This is a genomic window from Mycobacterium gordonae (genome assembly GCF_001417955.2).
Taxonomy (GTDB): Bacteria; Actinomycetota; Actinomycetes; order Mycobacteriales; family Mycobacteriaceae; genus Mycobacterium; species Mycobacterium gordonae_B.
This window is the reverse complement of record NZ_LKTM01000307.1, coordinates 1-15641: the sequence shown is the minus strand read 5'-3', so window position 1 is coordinate 15641 and position 15641 is coordinate 1. Positions and strand designations below refer to the sequence as shown.

The following is a 15641-nucleotide window of genomic DNA, read 5'->3' as shown; positions in this document are numbered from 1 at the left end:
TGACCGGCAGCGTGGCGCTGCGCGCGACCATCGATGACCCGGCACTGGATCTGGTCGGGGTCAAAGTGTCCTCGCCGGGGAAGATCGGCGCGGATGCTGGTCAGTTGTGCGGGCGTCCCGATGTGGGCATCACGGCGACGGGCGACGTCACTGAAGTTCTGGACGCGAAGCCGGATTGCGTCGCGTACTGCGCGACCGCTGTCAGGCGCGAGGACGAGGTGATCGCCGACATCGTCGGCTACCTGGATGCCGGCATCAACGTCGTCACCATCTCCGCGATCCCGATGGTCTATCCCGAAGCGGCCCCGGCCAATTGGCGCGAACCGATAGAGCGCGCCGCGGAAAAGGGTGGCGCGACCTTCTATGCGACCGGCTGCGAACCGGGCTTCGTGAGCCTGAACCTGCCCACCGCCTTATTGGCGGGCGCCGGCGTGGTCAACTCGTACCGGATGGACGAGTACGCGCTCGACCTCGACCTGGCCTACCCGATATGGGAAGTCCTGCACGAGTCAATGGGTTTCGGAAAGCCGGACGGCCACGTTCCCATCCGCATCGCGGTGGGCAAGGTCAACAACGACTGGGAACCCGTGGTGCGCTACGTCGCCGACACACTCGGTGTCGGCGTCGACACGGTGGCGCTGGACTGGGAGGCGATCCTGGCTCCGCACGACCTCGACACCGCACTCGGCGTCATTCCGAAGGACACGATCTGTGCTCACCGCTGGCAACTCTCCGCGATTCACGACGAGCGGCCCGTCGTCTCGGTTCAATATTTCGCCACGGTGACCGCTACGCCGTGGCCCGAATCCTGGCCGCGCCCAGCGCAACCCGGCCGAGGAGGAATGGTGTTCCGGGTCGAAGGCTCGCCCAATATGACCCTGGACCTCCATCTCGACCCCACGCCGGGCGACACCACGAACCCTGGCGTCGCGGCGACGGCCATGGCGGCGATCAACGCGATACCCGCGGTGATCGACGCCCCACCCGGACTCGTGCCGGCGCCGCTGTCCGGCCCCTCGATCGTGACCCGCCAGACCCGGCGCTGAGATGGCAGCGCCGCGCCAGCAGGCGCCACCACAACGACGAGCGCGAGGCTCGCTGACCGCAGACACGATCGTGGATACCGCCTTCTCGATAGCAGCCGAGTCGTCAGTTGACGAGCTGAGCATCCCCCTAGTGGCCAAATCGCTGGGCGTCGGAGTCACCAGCATCTACTGGCATGTCCGCAACAAGTCGGAGCTTCTGGATGCCATGACCGATCGCGCGTTGCGCCGCAAGGGATTCCCCGCCTTCGTCGAGTCCGACGACTGGCGCGAGTCTTTGCTGCTACACGCCCGGGGAGTGCGACAGACGTTCCTCGGCGATCCGGTGTTGACGGATCTCATCCTCATTCGCGGGGCGCTCAGCCCCTTGGCCCGCCGACTCGGCGCACAGGAAACGGAGAAGGCGATCGCCAGCATGATCGGTGCCGGTCTCGATGAGCAGACAGCTCAGGAGACGTACGCGGCAGTTTCCGAGCTTGTCCGGGGTTCGGTGCTGCTCGGGCGGTTGGCCCCGCCATCGCAGGACGACCGAGCCTTCGAGTTGCTCTTGACATCCCTGCTCGGCAACGCCGGGCGTCACACCCACGATTGAGGCTTTCGGCTCAGCTGGGCTCGCCCACCTCGGCCTGCCACCGGGCGCGGCGTTGCTCCGCGCTCGCCTCCCACCACGGCGGTGAGCCACGTTCTCCGAGAGCGACTTTCGCGGCATGCACGCCCGCTCGGGCCGTCGATTCCTCAGGCGTTCCCTTGGTACGACGCACCTGTCGGCGCCACGCCATCAAGATCCGGACCAGCTCTTGCCTGCGGTCCTCGGGTATCAGCGGATCGGTCGCGCGCCACCTGCGACCGTCGATGACGAGGTAGTGCCCGTCATCGGTGGGTTCCGCCGTTCGATTGGACAAGAGTGCCGGGGCGCGATCAGGCCGCGATACCGAGTTCCTGGTTGATCTGGTGCCAGTATGCGGGCCCGTCCAGGGTGAGAATCAGCCAGTCGTGGATTTGGCCGTTGGCCAGAACGAAGTTCAACGGCGCATTGGCGATCGCGGCATTTGCCTTCAGCACCAATGCATCCGGGGACAGTATGTCCAGATTGCCGGTGTAGACCGTTGTCGGCGGGAGGCCGGCCAGCGAGCCGTTGATCGGGCTCACCCAGGGATTGTTGATGGGCAGGTTGCCGGCCCACTGTCTGCCGAACTGCTGGGCCAGCCCGACGGGCAGCAACGGGTCCTGGACGAACGCGATGTTCGGGTTGGTCATGGACAGGTCGAGCCAGGGAGACAGCAGGACCATGGACGACGGCATCTGCGCACCGTTGAGCACCATCTGCTGGACGGCCGCCAGCGCGAGATTTCCGCCCGCGGAGTCCCCGATGACGCTGACGTACGGCGTGCCGTAGTGGGCGGTTTGCGCGGCGACGAAGTTCGCCATCATCGGCACGACGAGCCCAGCCGTACCCCCTTGCTGAAGCAACGGATAGATCGGCACCTGGATGGTCGCGCCGGTTTGGTAGGCCATCACCGAATAGTGAATCCAGTGCAGGAAGGACGGCGGGAAGATGAAGGCGCCCCCGTGAATGGCGACAACCTGCTCGCCGGTGGGATTGGCCGGCGTGATGTGCACGACGCTCATGGTTCCGCCGGTGGGATTGTCGTAGGTGCTGTAGGAGACCGTCTCCCCGAGCAGCAGATTCAACAACGGCGGCGGGGAATTGCCCAGGAACCAGGACAACGGCGGAACATCGCTGGCCAGTGATTGCAATATGGGGTTACCGGGCGTCGCGATGTAGGTGTCCAGCCCCGACAGACTCAGCAGCGGCTTGACCGGGTACAGCAACGCCTCTTCGAATCTCGTGAGCAACGACGGCGAGCCGGTGTAGGTGCCCGTCTGCCCAGCGGGAATGGGCGGACCGGCCGTCGCGCCGAAGATAGTCGTGAAGACTTCGTTGGCTATCCGGTTGAAGCCGGCGGCGACGCCGGTGGGGAACTGTGCGATCTCCCGCTGGAAGAGGGTGACGGTCTGCTCGAACGTCTGCAGCGGCGCGGCACTGGCGGCCTCCGCGGCGGCATACGCGCCGCTGGCGTTCGTCAGGGTCTGCACGAACTGGCTGTGGAACCGTGCGACCTGGGCACTCAGTGCCTGATAGCCCTCGCCGTGAGCGGAGAACAGTTCCGCGATGGCCGCCGATACCTCATCTTCGGCGGCAGCGAGCAGGCCGGTCGTCGGGGCCACCGCGGCTGCGTTGGCAGCGCCGATCGCCGAGGCGACATCCGCGGCATCCGCTGCCGCGGCTGTCACCCACTCCGGCACAACCATCAACGACATGACATCTCCCCCTCAATCCCCCTGTGGCCCAATCTTTTTTCAGGCTGCGTCAAGATCGATCCGCCTGCCGCGCTCATCAAACCGACTCGGACGAGTCACCCGCCTTTACGAAATCTATCGTTGGCGTCGCCGAATCGTTAGTGGAACGCGGAGAAAATCGGTAACGGCCGGGACTTCGATCGGTGTCTTTGGTCCCTCTGCTTGCGTCTCTTCGGCCCTGATGGTCGCGGCCTCACCTCGGTGATGCTGCAGACATGTGGCAGCCACCACGAGGCGCGATCCTGGTATGCGTTGACGGCTCGGCAGCGGCACTGGGCGCCGTCCGTTGGGCGGCCCGTGACGCAGCACTGCGGAATGCGCCGCTGACTCTGGTCCATCTCTCCGACGCTCCCGTACCGGAGTGGCTCGCGGCCGGCGGTAGGCAGCGGCAGGGCGATCGGACCCACGATGTCATCGACGCGGCGGTCCGGGTCGCCGAGGCGAGCGCCGATGGGCACGGGCCGTTGCAGATCCTCACCAAGGTGTTCAATTCGGCCCCGACCCCGACGCTTGTCGAACTGTCGGCTCAGGTGGAGATGGTTGTGGCCGGTTACCGGGGACATGGCGGCGTGTCGGCCCGGGGCGGCCTCGGGTCGGTGAGTTCGGCGTTGGTTTACCACGCGCATTGCCCGGTCGCCGTGGTCCATGACGACCAAACCGACATCGGCAATGTCGCGCGGGCACCGGTGCTGGTGGGCATCGACGGCTCGCCGGCCTCGGAAGCGGCGACGGCTATTGCTTTAGCGGAAGCCGCTCAACGTGGTGTCGGCCTCACGGCTTTGCACGCCTGGACCGAACCCTGGGTTTCCAGCTCCCGGCCATCCTTCCAAGACTCCAAATGGGACGCTCAGCTGTCCGAAGAAGAGGAGAGCCTTGCCGAACGGCTGGCGGGGTGGCACGAACGCTATCCAGATGTACCGATCACCCGCACCATCGAAATCGGCGACCCGGCACGGTGCCTGATCGAGGCGTCCAAACGGGCGCAACTGCTCGTGGTCGGCAGCCACGGCTGCAGCAGGCTCCGCGGCACGTTGCTGGGATCGGTCGGGGCGGCGGCGGTCAACAAGGCTAAAGTCCCCGTGATCGTCGCGCGTCAGCCCTGACGGCTGATGTGGGCTGGTTGACGTTAAGCGGGGTCGGCGAAAACGGGCCGCTCCCCGGACATTCCAGCCACCACGGCAGCGATCTGGTTCGGCGAGCCGATCAGTCCGGTTTGCAGCTCTGATTCGAGCGCGAGAGCAGCCCTGGCGTCATTGCTGACCCAGGTTTCGTCATACAAGCGCTTCGCGGCACGGATCGCATGCGGAGACTTTGATGCGATCTCATTCGCGAGTGCCAGAGCTGCCGCCAACGGGTCCGCGTCCGTCCGGGTGACCAGGCCGAGCTCGGAGCCCTCGCTGCCGGAAACGATGCGGCCGGTGAACGTCAATTCTTTCGCGACGTCGATCGGAAGAAGTCTCGGCAGTGCCTGGGTGATGCCCATGTCGGGAACAAGTCCCCACTTGATCTCCATGACGCTGAGCTTGGCGTCCGGCGCGGCGATCCGGATGTCTGCGCCGAGCGCGATCTGCAGACCGCCGCCGAAGCAGTTGCCGTGTATTGCGGCGATGACTGGCGCGGGTACCAGAGACCAGTCGTAGCTCACCCGCTGGGCGAGGTTAGCCGGCCGATCTCCGTCCCGGGTCAACAGCACGCCCGTGCCGCGCTCGCCGCCCATGAAACTTGCCACGTCCAGACCTGAGCAGAAGCTCTTGCCCTCACCGTGCAGAACGACCGCGCGGACCGCGGTGTCGCCCTTGAGTTGCGCGGCGGCATCCACCAGGGCTTCGAACATCGCCTGGTCGAGCGCATTGTGCTTGTCGGCGCGCACCATCGTTGCCGTTGCCACACCGTTGTCGTCGATCCGCACGCGGACTCTGTCTTCGCTCACGAGTAGCAATCTATCGCGCGCCTGCCGTCGGTATCAGACGTAGCGGTTGCGGCCCGCCAGAGCGCCCATCGTCATCTGCAGAACGTAGATCACGAGGACGAAGATCCACGGCACGGTCCACCCACTGGTGACATCATGAAGCACCCCGAACAGGAAGGGGCCGATGCCGGCAAGCAGGTACCCGAAGCCCTGCGCCATCCCCGACAACTGAGCAGTATCCTCCGTGGTGCGCGCGCGTAGCGCAATTACGGTGAGCGCCAACGAAAATACGCTCAGACCTAGGCCGACGAGCACACTCCATAACAGCGGCGCCGCTGCCGGATCAACCAGCAGGCCGATGACGCCGACGAGTCCGATGACGCCCAGCGCCACGATCCAGCCGCTCTGACTGGCGGATCGGGCGGCCATCGGCGCGAGGAAAATGCTGATCGGCACGGCGATCAGCGACACGAGGCCGGCAAGCATCCCCGCGGTCGCCTTCGGCACACCGCTGTCGATGAACACTTCGGGCAGCCAGCCCAAGATGATGTACGCGAGTGTGGACTGGAAGCCGAAGAACAGGGTTACCGTCCATGCCAAGCGATTTCGTAGCAGCGATCCGCCGGTGGGGCGGGCCGGCAGCTCGACGGTACTCACTCCCCGGGCGCCGAAAAGCCAGGCGATGAGAGCCAGCAGCGCAAGGACGGCCCAGCCGCCGAGCGCACCACGCCAACTTCCGAACGCGGACTCCATCAGCGGTGTCAGCGCCGATCCCATCGCGCCGCCACCCTGCAGGGCAGCGGTGTAGATGCCCGTCATCACCCCGATCTGAGCCGGGAACGAGCCCTTGATCACCACCGGAATCAACACATTGACCAACGCGATGCCGGCGGCGGCCACCACCGTCCCCCCGATGACCACGAAGGGACCGCCCAGTACGCGCAGCAACAGGCCGACCACCAGTATCGCCAACGCGGCGCTGATCGCATGCTGCAGGCCGACTCGGCGGGCCAGCCGCGGCGCAGCGAGTCCCGCTGCGGCAAAACACAATCCGGGCAACGTGGTGAGCACACCCGCCCAGGTGGCCGAGGCGCCGAGCGACTCGCGCATCGCGCCCAGGAGTGGCCCCACGCTGGTGAGCGCGGGCCGCAGATTCAGCGCCGTCAGGACCACCGCGGCGATCAGGAGCCCACCGCCCGCCAGCCGGGCGGCTGGATGGATCTCTTCGGCCGTGGCTACGCGCCCGTCCGCTTCGGCGCATATTCCTGCCACTTCCGCACTCACTCAGCTAGTCTGTCATACATCCCATGATTGGATGAATTGAGGACGCTGTGCCCTTGGCAACAACTCGCCGAACAGGCCTGGTCGAGCAGGTCATCGATCAACTGCGGCAGTCCGTTGCTTCCGGAGAATGGCCCGTCGGATCCCGTATACCCAATGAACCGAGCCTCACTCAGGCGCTGGGTGTAGGCCGCAACACGGTGCGGGAGGCGGTGCGCGCCCTGGCGCACGGCGGGATCCTCGAGGTCCGACAGGGGGACGGCACCTACGTGCGCGCCACCAGCGAAGTCTCCGGGGCGCTGCGCCGCCTGTGCGGTTCCGAGCTACGCGAGGTACTGCAGGTGCGCCGCTGCCTGGAGGTCGAGGCAGCACGACTGGCGGCCGTTGCGCGCACCGACGAAGACGTCGCCGCGCTGAGGCAATTGCTTCGGCGCCGAGATGAACTGGAATGCGGAGAAGATCGCGCCGCCTTCGCGGCAGCCGACGCAGCCTTGCACTTCGCCGTGGTGCAGGCATCCGGGAACACCGTCCTGACGGAGCTGTACCGCGGGCTCACCGAAGTCGTCACAGCCAGCGTCGCAGCCACCAGCTTGACTCACGAACCCCGCGAGATCCGGCACGGCGGCTTGATCGATGCGATCGCCGCGCGGGACGTCGAAGAAGCCGGACGGGAGGCCGGCGGCTTCCTCGCGGAGCTCATCGAGGAACTGCCGTCCTGAGGATGCCAGTCACCCTGCCCACACGTCCTCGACGTAGTGGTCCGTTTCGATGAGACTGTTCAACCAGTCGCGGGCCTGACCCTCATCAGCACCCGTCCGTGCCCGATAGATGTCGAGGAAGGACCCGCGCACCGCCGGCGCCATCCGCGCGCCGTCGCCGCACACGTAGACGTGGGCGTCCTTGCCCGGGTCACCCAAGAGGTTCCAGACGTCGTCGGCGTCCGCGGCGATGCGGTCCTGCACGTAGCGAACCCCGTCCTGCGGTGCCCGGGAAAACGCCGGCCGCATCTGGACGATGCCGAGTCCCTCGGCCTGCTCGAACTGGTCTCGGAAGATGTAATCGACCTCCGGGTCACGTACGCCGAAGAAGCACAACGCGGGCTCCACCGGCGTTCCGGCGTTCTTTGCGGCCAGCCGATCACCGAGGAAACCGCAGAAAGGCGCGACGCCGGTACCGGCGCTGACCAGAATCACGTTCCTGGCCGGATCGGCACCGGCCCGGAACGCCTGCCGGGCCGGGTCCACGCGCGCCCGGATCAGCTGTCCGGGCTGGACGGTCGCGAGGTAGTTGGACGCGACACCTTTGAACAGGCCGTGCCCGGAGCGGGCCGGTGCGTCCAGGACGCTGACGATCAGTCCCACTGTGCGTGGTGACAACAGTGACGACGACGCGATCGAATAATGCCTGGGAACCATGGGGTCGAGCAGTTCGAGGAGTTCGGCACCGGTGAGAGCGCAGGCGGGGAATTCGTCGAGGCATTCCATCACGCTGAGCGGGCAGCCTTCTGGATCGTCGGCGAGTTCGGTGAGCCGCTGACTTTCGGCAGGACTGGTGTTGGCTGCCGCAAGCTTGCGTAGTTGACTGCTGGTCACCGGTTTCTGCAATTCGACGAAGTGCGTGAGCAGTTCTCGGACGCTGACCTCTCGGTCCAGCGCGATGAGCCGTCTGGAGCTGCGCCGGGGGTTGATCGCCAGCCGCAGTCCGGGGTCAAGGTCGAGTTGGGTCAGCACCCTGTCGACAACCTCGGGCGGGTTGTCGGCCATCACCGTGAGGTGGTCGCCCGTCTGGTAGTCGACGCCGTCCGGAAGTTCCACGCGGATATTGGTTTTGGCTTGTCCCAACCCGGGGCTGACCAGTTCGGTTCTTTCGACGACGGTCATCGGGATCACCGACGACCGTGCGTCCATCGCCGCCGTCACGGGGCCGACGATTCGGCGCAACTCGTAGAGCGGTTCGGCAGCATCAGTCAGCGGCGCGGCGTCGGGGTCACCGAAACGCTCGGTCAGGGACGACCACAGCGCGGCGGCGAACTCCTCGATCGTGCCGACGATGTCCCCCGAGGTGTCGGCCGCCGCCCGCGGAACCAATCGATTGGCTTGCAGTTCGCCGAGGCGCTCGTCGATGCGTTGCGGGACCACCTGATAGGTGTCGGCCCAGTTGTGGTCACCCACACCGAGAACCGCGACGTTGGGTGCCGGATTCAACGTGGTGTCGGCGTCGAGCAGCCAGGTGAGAAAGGCGCGCGCATCGTCGGTTGGTTGTCCGTTGTAGGAGGAGGCGATGATCAGGATGGCCTCGGCATCGGGGAAACCGCCGACCGCGTCGTCGAGCGGCGCCACCGTCGCTACGCAGCCCAAAGACGTTGCATCGTCCGCGAATTGACGGGCCAGAGCGCGGCACGTGCCGAGGTTGGAGCCGTGCAGGACGGCCAGCCTGGTGCCGGCCGTGATCGCCGTCGGGCGCTGCGCCGCGCTCTGTGCGGTAGCGGCTTCGCGGCCCGGTACATCGGCTTTGCGGTCCTGCGGGGTGCGCCGGCGGACATCGAGCCGGAACCCGACCGGTCGGCGGCTGTTCGGCGTCTCCCACTGCGGCACATAGTGATAGGCGTCGATGAGGCGGTAGCGATGGATGAGCCGGGCCAGTGCCATGGCCGCCTCGTGCAGCGCGAACTGCCGGCCGATGCAGGATCGTGCCCCGGTTCCGAATGGTTTGAACAACGCAGTCGGCCGCGATGCCGAGCGTTCGGGAGCGAAGCGGTCCGGATCGAAGAGCTCGACGTTGTCACCCCAACCCGGCTGGCGGTGCAATGCGCCGGTGAGCACCGTGACCGCCTCACCGCGCTTGATCGGATACTTGCCGCCGATCACGGTGTCTTCCAATGCCATTCGGTCGAACTGCAGCACCGGCGGGGACAGCCGCAGGGTTTCCTCGATGGCCTGGCGCAGATACGTCAGCTTGCCGATGTCGTCGTAACCGGGGAGGTAGTCGTCGTCCGTTCCGAAGACGGTGTCCACTTCGGCTTGGACGCGGTGCAGCACGGCCGGATCGTTGATGATGTTGTACAGCGTGTTGGGCATCAACTCCGACGTGGTGAGCTGGCCGGCGATCAGGAAGGTCATGATCTGATTGCGGATGTTCTCGGTGTCCAGCACCGGTTTGCCGCTCGAATCCTGTTGCAGCATCAGCGCCAACAGGTCCTCGGATGCACTGGCACCGGATTGGTGCTCCGCTATGAGTCCGTCCATGAATGTGTGCAAAGTGGCCAGTTCTTTGTTGAAGACTGGCGTGGTCGCTCCCGATCCCAGCTCCCCGATGGCCGTCGTGAAGCTCTGTGGAATCGGCGCCAGCCCTGGACATTCGAAAGAATCGAATCGCGAACCGAATCCGGCGAGCGCCACGGTGTCCATGGCCAGCTTCTGCAAGTCGTTCGAAACATCCACCGGCCCAACCCCGACACTGGCGTCCCAGCGGTCAATCAGTTTGCAGTTGATGTCGAGCATCGCCTCGTGATACCGCCGCAAGCCCGCGTAACTGAAACCCGGTAGCAGGACGTCGTGGGCTCGCTGCCAGTTCGGTTCGCCGTGGTAGGCCGTGAACAGGCCGTCGCCGGCCAACGGTCTGACGCGGGCGAGGGTTGCGGTGAGGTTCTTGGCAAAGCGGCTCTCATCGCAAAGCTCGGTGACCAGCTCCAGCGAGCACGCGTAGAGCTTCCTGATGCCGCCGTTGAAGTCCGAGTAGAACAGCGGACCGTGCAATTCACCGAGTAAGTCCACCGGCAACGCGCGGGGGCGCCCGACCAACTGATCGGGCCCGGGCAGGGGTCCTTCGACCGAGGGGACGCCCGGTAGGTCCGGCGGTGCCGACGCGCGAAACTCGTTCATCCGCGCAGCATAGGTTTCGGCGCGGAGGCTTGTCTGCAATCCGCGCTAAGTGGCGGGGCGGTAGCGCGCCTCGGCGAACGAGAACAGACCGTAAGCAAACAGGCCGACGGCGATCAGCCAGAGAACCACCTGTCCCCAGCTCTGGCCGGCGAGTTCGGCCAATAGCCCGGACAATCCCTTGGCGTTCTCCGGGTCGAAAGTCAGGCCTGCGACGACGAAGAAGAAGCCGACACCGATGGCCACCAGGCCGCTTCCCAAGTAGCCCGCGCGGCCCAGCGTTTCGATGACCTTCCGCTTGTCCCGGCTCAGCGTTCCGGTGCGCTTCATGAAGCCGCAGTTGATGGTGTGCTTATAGATCTCGTAACCACCGAAGCCGATTGCGCCGAGGCCGACGATCAGCACGATCCACCGTCCGCCGGGCAGACTCATGACCACTCCGGCGGCATGCTGCTGGCCCTCGCCACCACCACCGCCACCGGGGACCGCGCCGGCATCACCGCCCCAGTTCGCGATGAGAATAGACAGCGACGCCAGCGCCGCGCCGCTGTAGAGAATGCCCTTGCCCGCGTACTTGGCCCGATCGCTGCCGTCGGACCCTTCGATCGGGTCACCGGAGACGGCCTGGCTGAATTTCCATACCACCAGTGCGATCAAAGCCACTGTCAAGGCGATCAGCAGGAACTTGCCGAACGGTGCCTGCGCGACCGTCTGGATCGCCCCGGTCTTACTGGCACCGGCCGCGGAGCTGTCACCCATTGCGACCTTGATCGCCAGGAAACCCAGGAGCACGTACAGCGATCCCTTGCCGATCAGGCCTACCCGCGCCACTTTGGATCTGACGTCTCCCGCATGGCTTTGTGCACTGACCGTAGCTCTGCTCATCGCGTACTCGCCTTCGCCTAGTGGACCGCTGTGTAATAAGCAATTACCCAGCGCGGGCCCTGGCGATACGTGCAGGCGTTAATTCATGTCTGTTCAGCGGCGAAGCTCGGACGGTCCACCTTCACCTGGATCTCGCCCGGCGGCTCGCTCGGTCTGACGGTTCTCATTGAGTTGTTCAATGACGCTGTCCGTGTCGATGTCCTGCAGCCCGAAGTCCTTGCAGGCCGATCGGATCTCGGCCTCGGTGAACATCGGCACGGGCTCTTTGTCCCCCCAGCCCCAGTTGGGTCGGTCTCCGTTCAACGGAACTCCACAGCCACCGATGGCTCCTTCGGGTGTCGTGCGACGTTACGACCAACATAGCGCCGCCGCGCCCGCGCAAGAGTTCCGCAAGGCGTCAGGCGCACGCTGTGGTGACCGACCACGAGAGAGACCGGAACATGGCCCGACGAATCGCGGCACTCGCATCCGCTGTGTTGACCGGCTGTGGATTAGGGCTGGCAGCTCCGGCGCAGGCGGGACCCCTACCACCGCACACCTGGTGTCCAGGTGACTCGATGGTGTACTCCCGCTACGACATGTCGTCCGGCCCGGGAGTGGCCTACGGATGGGACATGAATGTCTGCCACACCTGGTACTGGGTGCGGAACTCGGCCGGCAACGTCCCCTACCAGGGTCGGCTGCCGAGTGATGTATGGGACGGACCCAATCCGCCTCCCGTCAAAGAGGATTCATGCGACTTCTGCTCGTAGGCCGCGGACGCTGACAGTCCCTCGCAGGCCCTGCTGATCGCGTACTGATAGAAGTTGTTCTACTGCGGCAGGCGCTTGCTCGACATGCTCGACGATGTCGGCTCTCGAAGGGAGCTTGATGAACTGGTACACCGGCAACACCACTTACGACACCGTGGTGACGATAGGTCTGGTCATCGCGGCGTTGGTGATCATCGGCGGATTGTTCCAGCAGAGTCCTTATGGCCGATTCGGCGCAACGGCACGCGGGGTGAATCTCAATCCGAAGCTCGGCTGGTGGCTGATGGAGATACCCGCCACCGTGGTGTTCGCGGTCTTCTATCTCACCGGGCCACACCGATTCGACACGACGCCGCTCGTACTCGCGGCCATCTGGCTCATGCACTACGGCAACCGCGGCTGGTTCTTCCCGTTGTCGATCAGACAGGTGCCGGGCAAACGCGGCAGCTTCAACATCGTCGTGCTCGCCTTCGGAATGGTGATCACCACGATGCACGGCTACCTCAACGGCGCGTTCTTCAGCCACGACTACAAGCACCAGTACGGCGTCGGCTGGTTGTCCGATCCGCGGTTTCTCATCGGGCTGGTTGTGTACCTCGGCGGATTCGTCCTGCTGGTCCGGTCGGAGTCGATCGTGCGTAACCTGCGCGACAAGGCGAACCCGGGCGCAACCGAGTACAAGATCCCGTACGGCGGGGGGTTCCGGTTCGTCACCAGCCCGGCATATCTGGGCGAGCTGATCGCGTGGGCCGGATTCTCCCTGCTGACCTGGTCGCTCGCCGGGGTGATCATATTTCTGATCACGGCGGGCAATCTGATCCCGCGGGCGTTCGCCACCCACAAGTGGTACCAGGAGAAGTTTCCCGACTACCCGCCCGAGCGAAAAGCGTTGATACCCGGGCTGATCTGATCAGGTCGAGGCTGGGACCGGTGCGTCGCTACCGGACCTCGAGCAGGTCCACCACGAAGATCAGCGATTCGCCGGGCTTGATGACACCACCGGCGCCACGGTCGCCGTACGCGAGGTGTGCTGGGATGAGCAGCTGCCGGCGGCCGCCGACCTTCATGCCCTGCACGCCCTGGTCCCAACCCTGGATGACCTGGCCGACGCCGAGCCGGAACGTCAACGGCTCGCCGCGGTTGTAGGAAGCGTCGAACTCTTCGCCGGTGGAGTGCGCGACGCCGACGTAGTGCACGACGACCGTGTTGCCGGAGGTGGCCTCCGCGCCGGTGCCCTCGACGACATCGGTGATGACCAGGTCGGTAGGCGGCTCTCCGCCGGGGAAATCGATCTCGGGCTTCTGTGCAGTCATGCTCACCACCCTTACAGATGGTCGCCGGTGGTTCTGCCGAAGGGTCGTTTCAGGACAGGTGTAAACCTCAGCAGGATCACCGGTCTCGCCGCGTTCGTCGAACTGAGGACTTGATTGTGATCCGCGAAAGCTCGCGGTGGTCACCGCCGAACGAGACTGTTAGTCTCGTTCATAGACGGGGAGTCTCAAATTTCGATCGTATCCGCCGAGGGGGTGGGGCGTGGTCGATACGCAGGCGCGGCCAAGTCAAGTAGACGATTTTGCGCTCGCCGATTTGTCGGTGCGCGCACGGAGCTGGCTACTCACCGTGGCGTCCCTCGGTGTGTTGTTGGTGATGTCCTCGATGGTCGCGCTGAACACCGCCATTCCGGACATGGCGACCGCTCTGTCGGCTACCCAGACTCAGCTCACCTGGATCGTGGACAGCTACACCCTCGTGCTGGCCTGCCTGTTATTACCGGCGGGAGCACTCGGCGACCGTTACGGACGCCGCGGCGCCATGTTGGTGGGGCTCGCCGTGTTCGGCTTTGCGTCGGTAGTGCCGGCGGTCTGGTCTGACCCCACGATCGTCATCCTCGCCCGGGCGACTGCCGGAGTGGGCGCGGCGCTGGTCATGCCGGCCACCCTGTCGTTGATCACAGCGGCCCATCCAAAAGATCAGCGCAACAAGGCAGTCGGCATCTGGGCCGGGGTTGCCGGGGCCGGCGCAGTCGTCGGGATGCTCGGGTCCGGGGCCCTGCTGCATTTCTGGTCGTGGCATTCCATTTTCTGGGCCTTCACGGGCGGCGGGTTGACCTTGTTCGTCCTCACTTTGACGATCGCGAGCTCGAAGCAATCCGAGGCCCGGCCCCTGGATTGGCGGGGTGCCTTCGTCATCGGCGGCGCGGTGGCGGCACTCGTCTTCGGCATCCTCGAAGCGCCGGCGCGCGGATGGACGCACCCGTTGGTCCTCGGCAGCATCGGCGCCGGTTTGGCCATGGGCATCGCTTTCGGCTTTGTCGAGGTGCGGCAGAGTTATCCGCTACTGGACGTGCGGTTGTTCGCGGTTCCGGCGTTCGCCACCGGGGCTGCCACCATCACGGTGTTCTTCATTTCGATGTTCGGCTACATGTTCCTGCTGATGCAGTACATGCAGCTGATCTTCGGTTACAGCCCCATCAAGACCGCATTTGCACTGACTCCCATCATGGGACCGCTGCTCGTGCTGTCACTGCTGTCCTTCTGGTACCTACCCCGGTTCGGGCTGCGCGCGGTGGTTTTCTCTGGACTGATGCTGATCGCGTTCGGGTTGGTCTGCCTGCTCGGAGTAGAGCTGGGCTCGACCTACTGGAGGGCCGCATGGCCCATGCTGGTGCTGAGCACCGGCATCGGCCTGTGCACCGCACCGACGACGTCGGTCATCATGACAACTGTTCCGGACGACAAGCAGGGGGTCGCGTCGGCGGTCAACGACGCCACGCGGGAAATCGGCGCCGCGCTCGGCATCGCGCTGGCCGGGTCTATGCTGGCCGCCAACTATCCGAAGATGCTGGCTCCCAAGATGATCGGGTTCCCCCAGCAGGTCAGCGACGCCGCCTCGACTTCGGTGGGGCAAGCCCTCGAAGTTGCCCGGCGGCTAGGGCCCGCGGGTGACCGCCTGGCCGAGTTCAGCAAGGTCGCCTTCATCGACGCCATGAATAGCTCGCTATTGGTGCTTGCTGTGTTCGTGGCCGTCAGTGCCGTCCTGATCGGACTGTGGGCGCCCGGGCGCGACGACCGACAACTGCGGTTCGTATCCGCCCTCCGGGCCCGCTGGGCACAAGGCCGACAACGGCCGTGCGGAAACAGAGCACCGACGGGCGGAGCCTCGGTCGACCAGAAGACTTTGTAGGGCTGACGGTTCGTCGGTAGTGCGCCGACGCGGTGACCAGCGATCAGGCCGCGATACCGAGTTCACGGTTGATCTGCGGCCACCGCAGCCAATCCGCCAGAGCCCAGTCGTGGTGTTCGAAAGGTGCAGTGAGGAAGCTGAACGGGGCACCCTGGCTAATGGCCGCCTGCTGGAGGGCATTAGCGGAGATCACGAGGACATCCAGCCCACCCGAATAGACATACGTTGGCGGCAGTCCGGCAAGCGATCCATAGAGCGGACTAACCATGGGGTTGGTAACGGAAAGGTTGTCGCCCCACCACATGCCGACCTCGCGTCCAAGCGTCAGGTCCAGCCACGGCGACAGGAG

Annotated in this window: 16 protein-coding genes; 7 read left to right on the top strand and 9 right to left on the bottom strand. The window is 65.3% G+C overall.

Translation table 11 applies throughout. The features are described from left to right. The first annotated feature begins 128 nt into the window (after positions 1 to 128). Together AO501_RS20090 and AO501_RS20085 are read left to right on the top strand one after the other, a co-directional pair. A complete protein-coding gene (locus AO501_RS20090) occupies positions 129 to 1046 on the top strand; it encodes a hypothetical protein (RefSeq protein WP_055579401.1) in 918 nt (305 codons plus the stop codon). 1 nt (position 1047) lies between these two features. After that, a complete protein-coding gene (locus AO501_RS20085; RefSeq protein ID WP_082658743.1) occupies positions 1048 to 1635 on the top strand; it encodes a TetR/AcrR family transcriptional regulator in 588 nt (195 codons plus the stop codon). Positions 1636 to 1645: 10 nt separating this feature from the next. Here AO501_RS20085 and AO501_RS20080 read toward each other — a convergent pair whose 3' ends face one another. Further along, entirely contained in the window at positions 1646 to 1945 is a 300-nt protein-coding gene (locus AO501_RS20080; RefSeq protein WP_055579366.1) for a hypothetical protein, read from the bottom strand. 16 nt (positions 1946 to 1961) lie between these two features. Next, positions 1962 to 3365 carry a PE domain-containing protein gene (locus AO501_RS20075; RefSeq protein ID WP_055579365.1) on the bottom strand — a complete coding sequence of 468 codons (1404 nt, stop codon included), beginning with the start codon at positions 3363 to 3365 and terminating at the stop codon, positions 1962 to 1964. 254 nt (positions 3366 to 3619) lie between these two features. Between AO501_RS20075 and AO501_RS20070 the strand changes: the two genes are divergently transcribed. After that, positions 3620 to 4507 carry a universal stress protein gene (locus AO501_RS20070; RefSeq protein ID WP_055579364.1) on the top strand — a complete coding sequence of 296 codons (888 nt, stop codon included), beginning with the start codon at positions 3620 to 3622 and terminating at the stop codon, positions 4505 to 4507. Between the two features lie 23 nt (positions 4508 to 4530). Here the strand turns inward: AO501_RS20070 and AO501_RS20065 are convergent, their stop codons facing one another. Beyond that, positions 4531 to 5334, bottom strand: a complete 804-nt coding sequence (locus tag AO501_RS20065) for a crotonase/enoyl-CoA hydratase family protein (protein WP_055579363.1) — start codon at positions 5332 to 5334, stop codon at positions 4531 to 4533. 33 nt (positions 5335 to 5367) lie between these two features. After that, on the bottom strand, positions 5368 to 6597 hold the full coding sequence (locus AO501_RS20060; protein WP_082658742.1) for a CynX/NimT family MFS transporter: 1230 nt from the start codon (positions 6595 to 6597) through the stop codon (positions 5368 to 5370). A gap of 47 nt (positions 6598 to 6644) precedes the next feature. Between AO501_RS20060 and AO501_RS20055 the strand changes: the two genes are divergently transcribed. Further along, positions 6645 to 7313: a FadR/GntR family transcriptional regulator gene (locus tag AO501_RS20055; protein ID WP_055579362.1), complete on the top strand. Its 669-nt coding sequence runs from the start codon at positions 6645 to 6647 to the stop codon at positions 7311 to 7313. A 9-nt stretch (positions 7314 to 7322) separates the two neighbouring features. Here AO501_RS20055 and AO501_RS20050 read toward each other — a convergent pair whose 3' ends face one another. The 3 genes from AO501_RS20050 to AO501_RS37355 form a co-directional block, all read right to left on the bottom strand. After that, positions 7323 to 10475 (bottom strand): cytochrome P450, encoded by a 3153-nt coding sequence (locus tag AO501_RS20050; protein WP_055579361.1) that lies wholly within the window; start codon positions 10473 to 10475, stop codon positions 7323 to 7325. 45 nt (positions 10476 to 10520) lie between these two features. Next, entirely contained in the window at positions 10521 to 11357 is an 837-nt protein-coding gene (locus AO501_RS20045; RefSeq protein ID WP_082658741.1) for a DUF1206 domain-containing protein, read from the bottom strand. Between the two features lie 93 nt (positions 11358 to 11450). Beyond that, positions 11451 to 11609, bottom strand: coding sequence for a hypothetical protein (locus tag AO501_RS37355; protein WP_156452698.1), 159 nt, complete (start codon positions 11607 to 11609; stop codon positions 11451 to 11453). Positions 11610 to 11914: 305 nt separating this feature from the next. On the opposite strand from AO501_RS37355, the gene AO501_RS37350 reads away from it, so the two are divergent. Both AO501_RS37350 and AO501_RS20040 read left to right on the top strand, forming a co-directional pair. Next, a complete protein-coding gene (locus AO501_RS37350; protein WP_156452697.1) occupies positions 11915 to 12109 on the top strand; it encodes a hypothetical protein in 195 nt (64 codons plus the stop codon). Between the two features lie 118 nt (positions 12110 to 12227). Continuing rightward, positions 12228 to 13019 (top strand): methyltransferase, encoded by a 792-nt coding sequence (locus tag AO501_RS20040; protein WP_055579359.1) that lies wholly within the window; start codon positions 12228 to 12230, stop codon positions 13017 to 13019. Positions 13020 to 13047: 28 nt separating this feature from the next. On the opposite strand, the gene AO501_RS20035 is transcribed toward AO501_RS20040, so the two are convergent. Continuing rightward, a complete protein-coding gene (locus AO501_RS20035; protein ID WP_055579399.1) occupies positions 13048 to 13422 on the bottom strand; it encodes an FKBP-type peptidyl-prolyl cis-trans isomerase in 375 nt (124 codons plus the stop codon). 220 nt (positions 13423 to 13642) lie between these two features. On the opposite strand from AO501_RS20035, the gene AO501_RS20030 reads away from it, so the two are divergent. Further along, positions 13643 to 15292, top strand: coding sequence for an MFS transporter (locus AO501_RS20030; RefSeq protein WP_063892899.1), 1650 nt, complete (start codon positions 13643 to 13645; stop codon positions 15290 to 15292). 43 nt (positions 15293 to 15335) lie between these two features. Here the strand turns inward: AO501_RS20030 and AO501_RS20025 are convergent. Continuing rightward, positions 15336 to 15641 (bottom strand): alpha/beta hydrolase (locus AO501_RS20025; protein WP_156452696.1); only part of this gene is annotated, 306 nt, incomplete at its 5' end.

Coding starts and splice junctions, on each gene's coding strand:
- AO501_RS20085 (WP_082658743.1), top strand. CDS start 1,048: ATGGCAGCGCCGCGCCAGCAGGCGCCACCACAACGACGAGCGCGAGGC.
- AO501_RS20075 (WP_055579365.1), bottom strand. CDS start 3,365: ATGTCGTTGATGGTTGTGCCGGAGTGGGTGACAGCCGCGGCAGCGGAT.
- AO501_RS20070 (WP_055579364.1), top strand. CDS start 3,620: ATGTGGCAGCCACCACGAGGCGCGATCCTGGTATGCGTTGACGGCTCG.
- AO501_RS20050 (WP_055579361.1), bottom strand. CDS start 10,475: ATGAACGAGTTTCGCGCGTCGGCACCGCCGGACCTACCGGGCGTCCCC.
- AO501_RS20045 (WP_082658741.1), bottom strand. CDS start 11,357: ATGAGCAGAGCTACGGTCAGTGCACAAAGCCATGCGGGAGACGTCAGA.
- AO501_RS37355 (WP_156452698.1), bottom strand. CDS start 11,609: ATGTTCACCGAGGCCGAGATCCGATCGGCCTGCAAGGACTTCGGGCTG.
- AO501_RS37350 (WP_156452697.1), top strand. CDS start 11,915: ATGGTGTACTCCCGCTACGACATGTCGTCCGGCCCGGGAGTGGCCTAC.
- AO501_RS20040 (WP_055579359.1), top strand. CDS start 12,228: ATGAACTGGTACACCGGCAACACCACTTACGACACCGTGGTGACGATA.
- AO501_RS20035 (WP_055579399.1), bottom strand. CDS start 13,422: ATGACTGCACAGAAGCCCGAGATCGATTTCCCCGGCGGAGAGCCGCCT.